Source organism: Streptomyces sp. NPDC001787, assembly GCF_040297465.1.
In the GTDB taxonomy this organism is placed as follows: Bacteria; Actinomycetota; Actinomycetes; order Streptomycetales; family Streptomycetaceae; genus Streptomyces.
Genome location: NZ_JBEOZE010000037.1, coordinates 58,824 through 72,853, shown reverse-complemented (window position 1 = coordinate 72,853; position 14,030 = coordinate 58,824). Strand labels below are relative to the sequence as shown.

The 14,030-nt window shown below is 69.5% G+C and carries 12 protein-coding genes; 4 read left to right on the top strand and 8 right to left on the bottom strand.

Translation table 11 applies throughout. The features are described 5' to 3' along the window. Positions 1-129: 129 nt before the first annotated feature. Positions 130-1,752: an MDR family MFS transporter gene (locus ABT170_RS34720; protein WP_351874184.1), complete on the bottom strand. Its 1,623-nt coding sequence runs from the start codon at positions 1,750-1,752 to the stop codon at positions 130-132. Positions 1,753-1,880: 128 nt separating this feature from the next. Between ABT170_RS34720 and ABT170_RS34715 the strand changes: the two genes are divergently transcribed. Then, positions 1,881-2,471, top strand: a complete 591-nt coding sequence (locus ABT170_RS34715; protein ID WP_329943034.1) for a TetR/AcrR family transcriptional regulator — start codon at positions 1,881-1,883, stop codon at positions 2,469-2,471. Positions 2,472-2,616: 145 nt separating this feature from the next. Here ABT170_RS34715 and ABT170_RS34710 read toward each other — a convergent pair whose 3' ends face one another. Further along, positions 2,617-3,339: a M23 family metallopeptidase gene (locus ABT170_RS34710; RefSeq protein ID WP_329942999.1), complete on the bottom strand. Its 723-nt coding sequence runs from the start codon at positions 3,337-3,339 to the stop codon at positions 2,617-2,619. A 461-nt stretch (positions 3,340-3,800) separates the two neighbouring features. Here ABT170_RS34710 and ABT170_RS34705 point away from each other — a divergent pair, with 461 nt between their 5' ends. Both ABT170_RS34705 and ABT170_RS34700 read left to right on the top strand, forming a co-directional pair. Then, complete coding sequence (locus tag ABT170_RS34705; protein ID WP_329942998.1) at positions 3,801-4,157, top strand: trypco2 family protein; 357 nt, start codon at positions 3,801-3,803, stop codon at positions 4,155-4,157. Further along, positions 4,154-7,447, top strand: coding sequence for an NACHT domain-containing protein (locus ABT170_RS34700; protein WP_443034287.1), 3,294 nt, complete (start codon positions 4,154-4,156; stop codon positions 7,445-7,447). The genes ABT170_RS34705 and ABT170_RS34700 overlap by 4 nt, the downstream gene beginning before the upstream one ends. Positions 7,448-7,537: 90 nt before the next feature. On the opposite strand, the gene ABT170_RS34695 is transcribed toward ABT170_RS34700, so the two are convergent. After that, the gene (locus tag ABT170_RS34695) at positions 7,538-10,066 is read right to left on the bottom strand and encodes an ATP-dependent Clp protease ATP-binding subunit (RefSeq protein WP_266922646.1); all 2,529 of its coding nucleotides are present in this window, start codon (positions 10,064-10,066) and stop codon (positions 7,538-7,540) included. A gap of 450 nt (positions 10,067-10,516) precedes the next feature. Between ABT170_RS34695 and ABT170_RS34690 the strand changes: the two genes are divergently transcribed. Continuing rightward, on the top strand, positions 10,517-11,191 hold the full coding sequence (locus tag ABT170_RS34690; protein WP_329942996.1) for an SCO3374 family protein: 675 nt from the start codon (positions 10,517-10,519) through the stop codon (positions 11,189-11,191). Here ABT170_RS34690 and ABT170_RS34685 read toward each other — a convergent pair. The 5 genes from ABT170_RS34685 to ABT170_RS34665 form a co-directional block, all read right to left on the bottom strand. After that, positions 11,170-11,505 (bottom strand): histone-like nucleoid-structuring protein Lsr2, encoded by a 336-nt coding sequence (locus ABT170_RS34685; RefSeq protein ID WP_073719617.1) that lies wholly within the window; start codon positions 11,503-11,505, stop codon positions 11,170-11,172. The two genes, ABT170_RS34690 and ABT170_RS34685, sit on opposite strands and share 22 nt — an antisense overlap. A gap of 144 nt (positions 11,506-11,649) precedes the next feature. Continuing rightward, complete coding sequence (locus ABT170_RS34680; RefSeq protein ID WP_266922644.1) at positions 11,650-12,255, bottom strand: amino-acid N-acetyltransferase; 606 nt, start codon at positions 12,253-12,255, stop codon at positions 11,650-11,652. Positions 12,256-12,264: 9 nt separating this feature from the next. Then, positions 12,265-12,720, bottom strand: a complete 456-nt coding sequence (locus tag ABT170_RS34675) for a BlaI/MecI/CopY family transcriptional regulator (RefSeq protein WP_329942995.1) — start codon at positions 12,718-12,720, stop codon at positions 12,265-12,267. 208 nt (positions 12,721-12,928) lie between these two features. Then, positions 12,929-13,108, bottom strand: coding sequence for a hypothetical protein (locus ABT170_RS34670; RefSeq protein WP_266922642.1), 180 nt, complete (start codon positions 13,106-13,108; stop codon positions 12,929-12,931). 80 nt (positions 13,109-13,188) lie between these two features. Continuing rightward, positions 13,189-13,770: a hypothetical protein gene (locus ABT170_RS34665; RefSeq protein WP_351874202.1), complete on the bottom strand. Its 582-nt coding sequence runs from the start codon at positions 13,768-13,770 to the stop codon at positions 13,189-13,191. Between the last annotated feature and the right edge of the window lie 260 nt (positions 13,771-14,030).

Here is a 14,030-nt window from a genome sequence, read left to right as displayed (position 1 = left end):
GGCCCCGGAGACGTGGGTGTCTCCGGGGCCCGTCCGCGTGTCCGCGTGCGTCCGCGTTCTTGCCGCGTCCGTGTGCGTCCGCGTTCTCGCCGCTCGTGGTCCGGCCGCGCGTACCGGCCGGGACTCCGCTCAGACGGTCTGCGACGCCTTCGTCCCGGTCTTCGCATCGGCCTTCGCATCGGCCTTCGCGTCGGGTGCCGGGGGCTGGTCGTCGGAGGTGGCCGCCGGGCCCGCGCCCCGCAGTGGGACCTCCTTGACGAACAGCGAGGCCACCAGGGCCACCACCGCGGTCGAGCCGCCGACCAGGAAGGCGATATGAGTGCCCGAGGCCACCGCGAACTCGTACGCCTCGCGCACCGGGACCGGCAGCTTGGCCAGACTGGCAGCGTCCAGCTGGGCGGAGTGCTCGGTGGCGGCCCCGCCGCCGCGCGCCGCCATCTCGTCCCGCACCCGGCCGGTGAACAGCGCACCCATGATGGCGACACCGAAGGAGCTGCCGAGCGTACGGAACAGGGTGGTCGCGGACGAGGCGACCCCCATGTCCTTCATCTCGACGCTGTTCTGTGCGACGAGCATGGTGATCTGCATCAGGAAGCCCATGCCCGCGCCGAGCACCGCCATGTAGACGCCCGAGGTGAGGCGCGAGGTGCCGGTGTCCATCTGGGCGAGCAGGAAGAGGCCGGTCACCATCAGGACGCTGCCCACGATGGGGAAGATCTTGTACTTGCCGGTGCTGGTGGTGATCCGTCCGGAGACCAGCGAGACGGTCATCATCGCCAGGAGCAGCGGCAGGAGCAGCAGTCCGGAGTTGGTCGCGGACGCGCCCTGCACCGACTGCTGGAACAGCGGCAGGAAGAGCACCGCGCCGAACATCACGAAGCCCGCCATGAAGCCGATGACCGACATGAGCGTGAAGTTGGCGTTGCGGAAGATGTGCAGCGGGATGATCGGCTCCGCCGCCTTGCGCTCGACGAAGAGGAAGCCGACGAGGGAGGCCACGCCGAGCGCGATGAGCTCCATGATCACGGCCGAGTCCCAGGCGTACTCCGTACCGCCCCAGGTGGTGACCAGGACGATCGCGGTGATGCCGACGGTGAGCAGAGCCGCGCCCAGGTAGTCGATCTTCGCGTGCGACCGCTCCTTCTTCGGCAGGTGCAGCACGGCGGTGACCATGGCGAGGGCGACCGCGCCGAGCGGCAGGTTGATGTAGAAGCTCCAGCGCCAGCCGAGGTGGTCGGTGATGGTGCCGCCGACCAGCGGGCCGCCGATCATGGCGATGGCCATCACTCCGGCCATCATGCCCTGGTACTTGCCGCGCTCCCGGGGCGGCACCAGATCGCCGATGATCGCCATGACGCCGACCATGAGACCGCCCGCGCCGAGGCCCTGCACCGCGCGGAAGCCGATGAGCTGGCCCATGTCCTGGGCCATGCCGCTCAGCACGGAGCCGATCAGGAAGATCACGATGGACGTGAGGAAGATGCTCTTGCGGCCGTACAGGTCGCCGAGCTTGCCCCAGATGGGGGTGGAGACCGCAGTGGTCAGGGTGTAGGCGGTGACCACCCAGGAAAGATGTTCCATTCCCCCGAGGTCACCGACGATCGTGGGCATGGCGGTGCCGACGATCAGGTTGTCGAGCATGGCCAGCAGCATCGCGATCATCAGGGCGAGAATCACCACCCGTACGCTGCGTGGCTCCGGCTCCGGTTTTCCGGCCGTCCGCCCCGCAGACGCCTTCTTCAGCTCCGCCATGGTCCCCACTCCCCTGTTTCCCCGGTACACCGGGGACTTACTTGCCGCCCGGCTAGTTGACTACACTGGGGAAGGTAGACCCGTAACTAGCCGGGCGTCAAGTAAGTTTTTGGGAGAGCACGATGGACATGGGCAGCGCGCCGCACACGCGCCGGGGCAACACGCGCCAGCGCATCCAGGACGTCGCGCTGAGGCTCTTCGCCGAGCAGGGGTACGAGAAGACCTCGCTGCGCGAGATCGCCGAACAGCTGGATGTCACCAAGGCCGCGCTGTACTACCACTTCAAGACCAAGGAAGACATCCTCAAGAGCATCTTCGACGATCTCAACCGGCCGGTCGAGGAGCTGATCGTCTGGGGCGAGTCGCAGCCGCGCACACTGGAGACGAAGACGGAGATCCTGACCCGGTACAGCGAGGCGCTGGCCGGCGCCGCCCCGCTCTTCCGCTTCATGCAGGAGAACCAGGCGACCGTGCGCGACCTGAGCATCGGCCACACCATCAAGAACCGGGTCGTGACCCTGGTGAATCTGATCCGGGACGACGACGCACCGCTCACCGACCAGGTGCGCTGCTTCAGCGCGCTGTTCACGCTGCACGCCGGGATGTTCGCCATGAACGACGTCGACGGCGACCCCGAGGACAAGCGCAAGGCTGTCCTCGAAGTCGCCGTCGAACTGGTGACGCGGGCCCACGGTCCGGGCGCCGGAACCGGGGCTTGACCCGGGGTACGGCACGGGGGGCACGGCGCCGGGCCGGTGGCACCGGAGTGCGGACCGGGCGACGCGCCGGAGCGCGGCACCGGCCCGCGCCCTGCCGGGCCGGGCCGGAAGGCCGGATCGGCTCAGGCCGGGCCGGAAGGCCGGATCAGACCGAGACGTGCACGGAGCGCAGGAACGAGACCGGGTTCAGCGCGGAGCCGTAGTTCGGCGTGGTGCGGATCTCGAAGTGCAGGTGCGGGCCGCTGGAGTTTCCGGTGTTGCCGGACAGTGCGATCTTCTGGCCGGTGTTCACGTGCTGGCCGATGTGCACGTTGATCTTCGAGAGGTGCGCGTACTGCGAGTACTTGCCGTTGGCGTGCTTGATCACGACGGCGTTGCCGTACGCGGGGCCGTCGCCGCCGCCGTTCGGGCCGGCCTTCACGACCGTACCGGCGTGGGCGGCGTTCACCTTGGTGCCGATCGGCACGGCGAAGTCCTGGCCGGAGTGCTTGGCGGCCCAGCGGGCACCGCCGGTGCCGTAGCTGGCGCTCAGCTCGTAGTGGTCGACCGGGGCCTTCCAGGAGGCGGCCTTCTTCTTGGCCGCCGCCTTCTTGGCAGCCGCGGTCTTCTTCGCGTCGGCCGCCTTCTTCGCCGCCGCCTGCTTGGCGGCGGTGGCCGCCTTGCTCTGGGCCGCGGCCTGCTGGGCGACCGAGTCGGCCGTCGCACCGGCCGCGAGCGTGGCGGTGCCGGGGGCGCTCGTGGTGCCGGACGCGAACGCGGCGCCCGCACCGAGCACCATCGATGCACCAAGGCCGGCGGCCAGGACGGCGCCACGGACACGGGACACGGACGGGCGGGTGGAGTGCTGGATCGTTGCGCGCTTCGACATACGGGGAAGTCCTCCGGAGGTGAGTGGACCCGGCGTACTGTCCGGGCTTGCTCAACCTTGGTAACCCGCACCCAGGCCGGTACTCAAACACCCCATCTACGATCAAAAGCCGTAGATGGCACCTCGGGAATTCACCGCGGAAGACCCCGCGGGAGAGCGCCGGCGATCTTCGGAATCCATGGCGCGGAACAGGTTTAACCCCAGTTCGATACGTCGCGATTCGGACATGTATCGGCGATAAGGACTAATCGCCCCAAACACCAAAAGCCCCCGTCCGCCGCAGGCCCAAAGTCCTTCCCGTGATCATGGGCGCTTCTCCTACCCTCCCTAGTAGGCCTCGATCGGGCTGTGCGCCTTGTCACCGCCGGTGGGACCAAGGTCCTTCCGATTCGGGACCTTCGGCGGGCAACTTCACTACGCTGACGGGGCACCGGTCGAGCACTTCGGGGGGACACCGCAGCATGGCCAGCGACAGCAACCACGACTTCGACGGCATCGAACTGGCCGACGCCGTCGAATCCATCCGCAACCAGCTCGTCGAGGCCGCGACCCGCGCCACCGGCCTGCCTCTCGCCTTCGCGGTCGGGGACATCCAGATGGAGTTCACCCTCGAACTCCGCAAGGAGGCCAAGGCGGGCGGCAAGGTGAAGGCCTGGGTGGTGGAGGCGGGCGCCGACGCGTCCCGCGCCACCGGCCGTACGCACAAGGTCGCGCTCACCCTGACCCCCCGCAACGCCGTCACCGGCGAGGCCTGGGAGATCGGCCACGAGGACGGCGGCAGCACGGCGTACTTCGGCCGGGGGCAGGGCGGCGAATGAGCGCGCCCCCGGTGAGCACGACAGGCACCGTGCGCACGACTCCGCTGAGCCCGGCGGCCCGTACGGTCGTCGTCCACGGCGCCGGATCCGTCCAGGGCAGCGGGGTGCTCCTCACCGACAGCCTGGTGCTGACCTGCGCCCATGTCGTCAAGGGCGGCAGCCGCAGCGGCGTCTCCCACATGGACCTGCCCCGGCGGACGGCGGCGACGGTCGCCTGGATCGACCACGACACCGACGCGGCCCTGCTGCGCACCGAGGAACCGGTCCTGCCGGCCGGCCCGGTCAGACTGGGAACGCTGGCGACCGACCAGGCCCTGTTCGACTGCGAGATCACCGGCTTCCCCGACATCCAGCGGCACGCCGGCAGCCATCTGGAGGCGGACCAGTACACCGCCACGGTGCTGCCGCTCGCCGGGCGCGTACGCAACCTCCTGGTCTGCGAGCTCGACGGCCCGCCCCCGGCCGTCAACGAACACGGGCTCCCCACCCTGCGCGGGCTGTCCGGCGGCCCGGTGTTCGCCGGGAACGTCCTGCTGGGGATCGCGCGCCACATCCCGCGCCAGCGCGTCGGCCTCCGGGTCGAATGCGTACCCGTCGCCTCCCTCGTCGCCTCCCGGCCCTTCTCGCTCGTCTACGAGCAGTCCGGCACCCCGCTGCGGTACGAGCAGGTGCGCGGCCACTACCCCAGGGACCTGCGGTACGAGGAGGAGTACGCGACCGCGATCGGGGCCGCGTACCGGCGCACCAAGATCTTCGGGCTCGACGAGCTGAGCCGCCACGACTCCGAATGGGACCTGGACACCGCCTACCTCAGCCTGGAGGCACAGGCACCGGCGGGCCGGACGGCGAAGCACCCACCGGCCCCGCCCCAGCGGATCGACGCCCTGCTCACCGACCGTCCCCGCGTCCTGCTGCGGGGCGAGGCGGGCGCGGGCAAGACCACCCTGCTGTGGTGGCTGGCCGCCCATGCCTCGGCCCGCACCCTGGACGGCGCGCTGGCCCCGCTGAACGGGCTGGTGCCCTTCGTCGTCCCGCTGCGCACCCTGCGGGCCCGGGGCGGTACGTTCCCGGGGCCCGCGCGGCTCGCCGACGCGTCGGGCCTGGTGGTCGACCGGGCGCCCGAGGGGTGGACCGGCCGGGTCCTGGAGTCGGGCCGGGCGCTGCTGCTGGTCGACGGGCTGGACGAGGTGCCGCCCGAGGACCGTGAGCAGGCGCACACCTGGCTGTCCCAGTTGCTGCGGCGCTACCCGGAGACCCGCTGTGTGGCGACGGTGCGGCCGCTCGCGGTCGAGCCGGACTGGCTGCGCTCGGAGGGGTTCGAGGAACTGCGCCTGCTGACCATGCGGGACGAGGACATCCAGGCCTTCGTGGCCTCCTGGCACCGGGCGGCCCGGCTGACCGAGGAGGACGACCGGGAGCGGCTGGAGGAGCTGGAGGGCGATCTGTCGCGGCAGTTCGCCCACAACCCCGGCCTGCGCGATCTGGCCCGCACCCCGCTCCTCTGCGCGGTGATCTGCGCCCTGCACCGCCGCCGCGAGGGCTTCCTGCCGGAGACCCGCTGGAAGCTCTACCGCTCGTCCCTGGAGATGCTGCTCGGCCACCGGGACCGGCGCCGCCGGATAGAGGACCCCGAGGGCATCGAGATGGACGTCGAGGAGCACACGCAGCTCCTCCAGCGCCTCGCCGTCTGGCTGGTCCGCGAGGGCCAGTCGGAGTTCACGCGCGAACAGGCCCTGCGCCAACTGGCCCGCGGCCTGACCGGAATGGAGCGGGTGGGCGCGCAGGGACCGCCCGAGAAGATCCTCACCCATCTCCTCAACCGCAGCGGCCTCCTCCAGGAACACCGCGACGACACCTACCAGTTCGTCCACCGCACCTTCCAGGACTTCCTCGCCGCGAAGGAGCTCATCGAGGACGACCACCTCAACGAGCTGCTGCGGCACGCGGACGAGGAGGCCTGGCAGGACGTGATCCTGCTGGCGGCGGGCCATTGCGGACGCCGCCAACTCCCGGTGCTGATCGACGGGTTGCTGATGGCCGGGGAGAAACACGCCGAGCAGTTCCAGGAACGCACCGACATCCATGTCCTGGCCGCACTGTGCGAACAGCACGCCACCTGGCTGGACGGCGCGGTACGGGAACGGGTCCGGCTCAGTACAGCGGCGCTGTTCCCGCCGGACGACCACAAGCATGTCGCCTCGCTGGCCCGGCTCGGCGCGGCGGCGCTGCCGTTCCTTCCCGCGCCGGAGAGTCTTCCCCCGGACGCTCCCTCCACCGCGCATGTGATCGACCTGATCTGCCGCATCGGCGGCCGGGAGGCCATCCCCCACGCCCGCGCCTGGGCCCTCGCCCACCCCGCTCACGGCAGTCTCTTCGCCCATACATGGGCCAATTTCCCGGCGGACGAGTACGCCTCCGAGGTGCTGGCCCACTGCGATCTCACGAACACACCCGTCTCGGTCGGCCGAGGACAGGTGGGTGCCCTGCGGCATCTGCCCGCCCTCCGGCACCTCCATCTCCAGAGCGACGTCGAAAGCGCGGAGATCCGGTCCGCATTGACCCGGATGCGGCTGAACACACTCTTTGTCACCGGCACCACGCTGGACCTGGCCTCGCTGAGCTCCCAGGCCGGGACGCTGACGTACCTGAACCTCTACGCCTGCCCCTCGGCCGAGGACCTCGCCCCGCTCGCCCCGCTGACCGCGCTGACCAACCTGATGATGGACGCGATGGGACGGCCGCTCGATCGGTTGCCCGCGACCTCTCACATCCGCAATCTGGAGCGCCTGAGCCTCGGCAACGTCGGTCCGGGCCGGCTGGACGAACTGCCCGCCCACCCGAAGGTGCGTCATCTCGGAGTGGACGGCGATCTCCCGCTGCCGCTGGACGGCCTCGGCGCGTGGGAGTCACTCACCTCACTGGCCGTCTTCGCGCTGGACTCGCTGGACGGCGCACTGGCCGAGCTCCGGGCGAGCCCCCGTGTCGTCCGGCTACGGCTCATGGAATTCCCGTGGACCGGCCCGTTCACCGCCGCCGCAGCGGTCCCCTCGCTCACGAACCTGACGGTCCCGGCGCCGCCGGGCGGCGAGGACGTGTCGCTCCTTCGCGGGCTCTTCCCCGGACTCGCCGGCCTCACCCTGATGGCGTCCCCGGACGCACTGGAGCTGGACCTCACACCGCTGGTGGCGTGGCCCGGCCTCCAGGTGACGGTCCTCCCCGGCCGCCATCAGCCGCCGCCGCTGCTGGGGAGCGAGGACCTGGGCGACCGGCTCATGGTCAAGACCTACTGAGCCGCACCCCACCACCCACGAAAAGGGGCTGCCCCGGACCGGTGGAAACCGGTCCGGGGCAGCCCCCGCACGCTTCGGCGCTACGCGCCCCTACGCTTCCTTCGTCAGGTTCGGGCCGGCGCCGCCTGCCGCCTGCTCGATCGGCGGGACGTCGGGCAGTGCCGACTTCTCCTCGCCGCGGAACGAGAACTTCTTCTCCTCGCCCTCGCCCTCGGTGCCCACGACCACGATGTGACCGGGACGCAGCTCGCCGAAGAGGATCTTCTCCGAGAGGATGTCCTCGATCTCGCGCTGGATCGTCCGGCGCAGCGGCCGGGCGCCCATCACGGGGTCGTAGCCCTTCTTCGCCAGCAGCGACTTGGCCTCGGCACTGAGCTCGATGCCCATGTCGCGGTCCTTGAGGCGCTCGTCCACCTTGGCGACCATGAGGTCGACGATCTGGATGATGTCTTCCTCGGTCAGCTGGTGGAAGACCACCGTGTCGTCGACACGGTTGAGGAACTCGGGCCGGAAGTGCTGCTTGAGCTCTTCGTTGACCTTGGTCTTCATGCGCTCGTAGTTCGTCTTGACGTCGCCCTGGGCGGCGAAGCCCAGGTTGAAGCCCTTGGAGATGTCCCGGGTCCCGAGGTTGGTCGTCATGATGATGACCGTGTTCTTGAAGTCCACGACCCGGCCCTGGGAGTCGGTCAGCCGACCGTCCTCCAGAATCTGGAGCAGGGAATTGAAGATATCGGGGTGGGCCTTCTCGACCTCGTCGAAGAGGACGACGGAGAACGGCTTGCGGCGCACCTTCTCGGTGAGCTGCCCGCCCTCCTCGTAGCCCACGTATCCGGGGGGCGAACCGAAGAGGCGGGAAACCGTGTGCTTCTCGCTGAACTCCGACATGTCGAGGGAGATCAGCGCGTCCTCGTCACCGAAGAGGAATTCGGCGAGCGTCTTGGACAGCTCCGTCTTACCGACACCGGACGGGCCGGCGAAGATGAACGAGCCACCGGGGCGCTTGGGGTCCTTCAGACCGGCCCGCGTACGGCGGATCGCCTGCGAGAGGGCCTTGATGGCGTCCTTCTGCCCGATGACGCGCTTGTGGAGCTCGTCCTCCATGCGCAGCAGACGGGAGGACTCCTCCTCCGTCAGCTTGAAGACCGGGATACCGGTGGCGGTGGCCAGGACTTCGGCGATCAGCTCGCCGTCGACCTCGGCGACGACGTCCATGTCGCCGGCCTTCCACTCCTTCTCCCGCTTGGCCTTCGCCGCCAGCAGCTGCTTCTCCTTGTCGCGGAGGGACGCCGCCTTCTCGAAGTCCTGGGAGTCGATGGCCGACTCCTTGTCGCGGCGGACACCCGCGATCTTCTCGTCGAACTCACGGAGGTCCGGCGGCGCGGTCATCCGGCGGATGCGCATCCGGGAACCGGCTTCGTCGATCAGGTCGATCGCCTTGTCCGGGAGGAAGCGGTCCGAGATGTACCTGTCCGCCAGGGTCGCGGCCTGGACCAGCGCCTCGTCCGTGATGGAGACCCGGTGATGGGCCTCGTAACGGTCGCGCAGACCCTTGAGGATCTCGATGGTGTGCGGCAGCGACGGCTCCGCGACCTGGATGGGCTGGAAGCGTCGCTCAAGAGCGGCGTCCTTCTCCAGGTGCTTGCGGTACTCGTCGAGCGTGGTGGCGCCGATGGTCTGGAGCTCGCCCCGCGCCAGCATGGGCTTGAGGATGCTCGCCGCGTCGATCGCGCCCTCGGCGGCGCCCGCACCCACCAGGGTGTGGAGCTCGTCGATGAACAGGATGATGTCGCCGCGGGTGCGGATCTCCTTGAGGACCTTCTTCAGGCGCTCCTCGAAGTCACCGCGGTAGCGGGAGCCCGCGACCAGCGCGCCGAGGTCCAGGGTGTAGAGGTGCTTGTCCTTGAGGGTCTCGGGCACCTCGCCCTTGACGATGGCCTGTGCCAGGCCCTCGACGACCGCCGTCTTGCCGACGCCGGGCTCGCCGATGAGAACCGGGTTGTTCTTGGTACGGCGGGACAGCACCTGCATGACCCGCTCGATCTCCTTCTCGCGCCCGATGACCGGGTCGAGCTTGGACTCACGAGCGGCCTGGGTGAGATTCCGGCCGAACTGGTCGAGCACCAGGGAAGTGGAGGGGGTGCCCTCCGCGGGGCCGCCCGCGGTGGCCGCCTCCTTGCCTCCCGAATACCCGGAGAGCAGCTGGATGACCTGCTGCCGGACCCGGTTCAGGTCGGCGCCCAGCTTCACGAGGACCTGGGCGGCGACGCCCTCGCCCTCGCGGATCAGGCCGAGCAGGATGTGCTCGGTGCCGATGTAGTTGTGACCCAGCTGAAGGGCCTCGCGGAGCGACAGCTCCAGGACCTTCTTGGCACGGGGAGTGAAGGGGATGTGGCCGGACGGGGCCTGCTGCCCCTGACCGATGATCTCCTCCACCTGCTGGCGGACCGCCTCGAGCGAAATCCCGAGGCTCTCCAGGGCCTTAGCGGCGACACCCTCACCCTCGTGGATAAGGCCCAGGAGAATGTGCTCGGTGCCGATGTAGTTGTGGTTGAGCATCCGGGCTTCTTCCTGAGCCAGGACGACAACCCGCCGCGCGCGGTCGGTGAACCTCTCGAACATCGTTAATCGCTCCTCAGAGCGGTCGGTCAGTGAGGGGTCGGTCCCCTCCCAGTCCTTCCGCATGCTAGTCCCGCAGGACGGGACAGCTCATTCCAACTGCCGACATCCGTCCGGATCACCCCCGCACCGGCGGGGAAACTTACTGCCGAACAGCTGACAACTGCTCCAACCCGATGGTGCGAGACGATGTTCCCGCAGGCCAGGCAGATACCCCTATCGCCAGTACGCCGATGGCGAACGTGAGACGCCTCGGCCCGCGTGTCGCCCCTTCCCACTAGGAAAGTCTTACCCGCAATCACTGACAGTCCATGCGGCGCGCCCTGGTTCCCTCCGCTACGGGCGAACAACCCGGCGCTCCCGAATACCCCCACACGCCCCCGCCATGAGCACTCAAAGCGATCGATCATGAACTCTGCGTAACCCCGGAGGCTGCTCAACGGTTCATCGGACATGGCCTTTCCCGTCCCGACGCCCCGTTCGTCCCCCGAATTCGGTACCCGCGATACGCAAGGTACGCGAGGTGCCCCAGCTGCCGGGGGTGCCCGAGAGGCCGCCGCGATCACCGCGGCCGTCGAGCCCGGCGAAGCCCTCGCCCGGTGGTACGAGCGGGAGCTCGGCTGGACCACCGCCGGAAGGGCCCCGGTGCGGCTGCCGACCGGGCTGCGCTTCGACGTGCTGGAGCTGCCCGCCGTCGCCGGCCGCGCGGTCCTGCGGCGGGTGGGCCGCACCGGTCCCGTGGCGCTGACCGGAGCGCGGATGCAGCTGTTGGTGGCCGCGGGGAGCGCGGAGGAGCTGCCGGGGCTCCTCGACTGGCTGGAGTGGGGCGGAATCACCCTCGGCCTGACGGCCCTGGGCGCCGGTGGCCGCATCACCGCCCCGGCGCCGGCCGCGTTCCGGGCCGGCTCGCCGGGGGCCGCGCTCTGGCTGCGGCCCCCCGGGCCGCGCCACGAGGTGGAGCCGGCACTGCCGGCTCTCGCGGGCTTCGGGAGCAGCGGTGGGGGTGCCCCCGATCTCGTACGGCTGGTGGACACGGCGGCAACGGAATGCCACCGGGTCCGGCTGCTGCGTGCCCGTGCGGGGCTGCTGACCGATGGGCCGGCAGCTCAGCCGTTGGCCTTCTCGTAGGCCTCACGGATCTCGGCGGGAACACGGCCGCGGTCATTCACGTTGTGGCCGTTCTCCCGCGCCCACTTACGGATCTCCGCGGTGTCCTTGTTGCCACCGGCGACGGCGCGGCCCTTGCCACGACCGGTCGCGGCACGGCCACCGGTACGACGGCCGCCCTTGGTGTACGGCTCAAGAAGACCACGGAGCTTGTCCGCGTTGCTCGTGGTGAGGTCGATCTCGTACGTCTTGCCATCAAGTGCGAACGTCACGGTCTCGTCCGCCTCGACACCGTCGAGGTCATCGACAAGAAGGACCTGAACCTTCTGTGCCACCGGATTTCCTTTCATCGAAAATGGAGTACGCGGAAAGGAAACCGCTTTTCCCCGGAAAACACAAACCCCCGGGAGAGGTTGAGGAGCACAAGGACGCGGGAAACATGTGCGATTCGGACATAGGGTTCCGGTGTCTTCTGCGGTTCACAGGTGCAGAAGCATCCGGCTGTTGCCCAAGGTGTTCGGCTTCACTCGTTCGAGACCGAGGAACTCCGCGACACCCTCGTCATAGGAACGCAGCAGCTCGCTGTAGACATCTGTGTCGACCGGTGTCTCTCCGATCTCCACGAAGCCGTGCTTCGCGAAGAAGTCGACTTCGAAGGTGAGACAGAAAACCCGCCGCACCCCGAGCCAGCGTGCGGTCTGCAAGAGCTTGTCCAGTACGTGGTGGCCCACTCCGGCGCCCTTGATGCTGTGATCGACGGCAAGGGTGCGCACTTCAGCGAGGTCTTCCCACATCACATGGAGTGCGCCGCAGCCGATGACCCTGGCGTCCTCGTCGCGTTCCGCGACCCAGAACTCCTGGATGTCCTCGTAAAGCGTCACCGTCGCTTTGTCGAGCAGGATCCCTTCCGTCACGTACCCGTCGAGGAGACGGCGGACCGACGCCACATCGCTCGTCCGGGCGCGCCGGACGGTGATGGCGGGCCTTTTTACCGACGGGTCGGTATCAAAATCGGTATCCGGCCCGGTATGCGGAGGCTCTTCGGTATACGGCGGCTCTTCGGCATGCGACAGCTCTGAGGACATGCCCCGACGCTATCGCCCGCTCTCCGGCGCCGCTCCATCGGCCGGGGCCCCGTCATCGTCCGCGGGCACGTCACCCGGGGGACTCGTGGACGGCTGATCGGTGAGGCCCGGGGAAACCATGCGTACCGCATCCTGGAGGGCTTCGCGCTGCTCGGCGGACATCATGCCGAAGAACGCCACAAGAGCCGCCGCGGGGTTGTCACTGCGCGACCACGCTTCGTTCATGAGTGCGGCCGAGTAGGCGGCACGGGTGGAGACGGCCGTATATCGATATGCCCTGCCGTCGACTTCCCTGCGCACCCAGCCCTTCTGATGGAGATTGTCCATTACGGTCATGACCGTCGTGTAGGCGATGGACCGTTCCTGCTGAAGGTCCTCAAGGACTTCCCGCACCGTGACCGGACGGTTCCATTGCCAGACGCGTGTCATCACGGCGTCTTCCAGCTCTCCCAATTGGCGAGGCACAGCGTCACCTTAGTGCCAGATGTCTGGAATAGGCCGTTATTTACACAGCGAAAGGGCGTACGGCTCCAATGAGCCGTACGCCCTTGACGGTGCACGGGGTGCTCCGGACGGTCCCGCGGGCACGCGCGACCGGGTGGTCACGGGCCCGGGACCCGAGGGGTCCGGGGGCCGAGGCGGCCGGTGGGGTCCGGGGGCCCGGGGGGCCGGGTCAGACACTCTCCGGATGCGCGGTCTGCTTCACCGACTCCGCGCGGGTGAGCGTCGCGTCCACCGCGGCGTCTTCCTTGGTCTTGTTCGGACCGCCCTGACTCTTGACGATCGTCACGACGAGGCCGATGAAGAAGATGGCCATCACCACGGGGGGCACGAGCGCGGATACGTAGTCCATGCCGTCCAGAGTAGCGAGCCCCGCGCGGCGGGACGCGGCGCCCTCCCGGGGAGAGCGCCGCGTCCCGCCGGACACCCGGCTCAGCCGGCGGCGCGCTCGCCGGGCGGCGGGGCGGGGCGGCGGCGGGGCGGGAAGACCTCGGAGGGCTTGGGCATCGGACGCTCCCCGGGGGGCTGCGGACGGCCGGGGGAGACCGGTGCCTTGGGGCGTTCGGGTTCCCGGTCGGCGGCGCGTCCGCCGGGCAGGGCGAGCAGCCTGCCGCGGGGCGCCGGGGCCGTCACCGCGACGGCACGGCCGGCCAGCCTGGCCCGTACCGAACGCTCCGCGAGCACCTGGCAGCGGGCCAGGAGCGCGGCCGCGACCGGTTTGCCGCGCAGCGCGCGCAGGGCAGCCAGATCGTCCGGGCGGGGGTCGTACCCGGCGGCGACGGCGTCCTGGAGGAGCTCCAGATAGCCGTTGACGGAGCCGGGGAGCGCTTCGCGGTAGCGGGCGAGGTCGGCGAGGAGGAACGCGCGCAGCCGCCCCGCCTCGCTGACCGCCTCGTCCACGGCACCGGCGAGCCGCAGGCAGTCCTGGACATCCTCGTCGGGCAGGGGCGTCGGGTGGAGGGCGATGGCGAGGGCACGTCGGAGCACCCGCAGCTCGTCCGCGCTGAACGCCATGCCGCCTCGTGAACCGTAGGGCGTGGGCATGACGCGACAATACGTGCTAAATGGACAAAATCCGTTTAACTGGTCGTCGGCGGCGCGGCGTCCGCGAGGTGCCGACAGCCGTCCGGGCAGGGCCCCGGAGGCACGTCCCGGACGGTCCTGCCGCCGCCCCCGCCGGTGTCCCCCCGCCACCATCCCGGCGGACGTTGTCGCAGGTGGAGGGCGTGCCGACGCCGTGTGCCCGGCTGTCCCCCGTACGGCTCCGCCCCGCC

What these genes read in the sequence shown, in the direction of transcription:
- ABT170_RS34720 (WP_351874184.1), bottom strand. Translation starts at nt 1,752, where the DNA reads ATGGCGGAGCTGAAGAAGGCGTCTGCGGGGCGGACGGCCGGAAAACCG.
- ABT170_RS34715 (WP_329943034.1), top strand. Translation starts at nt 1,881, where the DNA reads ATGGGCAGCGCGCCGCACACGCGCCGGGGCAACACGCGCCAGCGCATC.
- ABT170_RS34710 (WP_329942999.1), bottom strand. Translation starts at nt 3,339, where the DNA reads ATGTCGAAGCGCGCAACGATCCAGCACTCCACCCGCCCGTCCGTGTCC.
- ABT170_RS34705 (WP_329942998.1), top strand. Translation starts at nt 3,801, where the DNA reads ATGGCCAGCGACAGCAACCACGACTTCGACGGCATCGAACTGGCCGAC.
- ABT170_RS34700 (WP_443034287.1), top strand. Translation starts at nt 4,154, where the DNA reads ATGAGCGCGCCCCCGGTGAGCACGACAGGCACCGTGCGCACGACTCCG.
- ABT170_RS34695 (WP_266922646.1), bottom strand. Translation starts at nt 10,066, where the DNA reads ATGTTCGAGAGGTTCACCGACCGCGCGCGGCGGGTTGTCGTCCTGGCT.
- ABT170_RS34690 (WP_329942996.1), top strand. Translation starts at nt 10,517, where the DNA reads ATGGCCTTTCCCGTCCCGACGCCCCGTTCGTCCCCCGAATTCGGTACC.
- ABT170_RS34680 (WP_266922644.1), bottom strand. Translation starts at nt 12,255, where the DNA reads ATGTCCTCAGAGCTGTCGCATGCCGAAGAGCCGCCGTATACCGAAGAG.
- ABT170_RS34670 (WP_266922642.1), bottom strand. Translation starts at nt 13,108, where the DNA reads ATGGACTACGTATCCGCGCTCGTGCCCCCCGTGGTGATGGCCATCTTC.
- ABT170_RS34665 (WP_351874202.1), bottom strand. Translation starts at nt 13,770, where the DNA reads ATGGCGTTCAGCGCGGACGAGCTGCGGGTGCTCCGACGTGCCCTCGCC.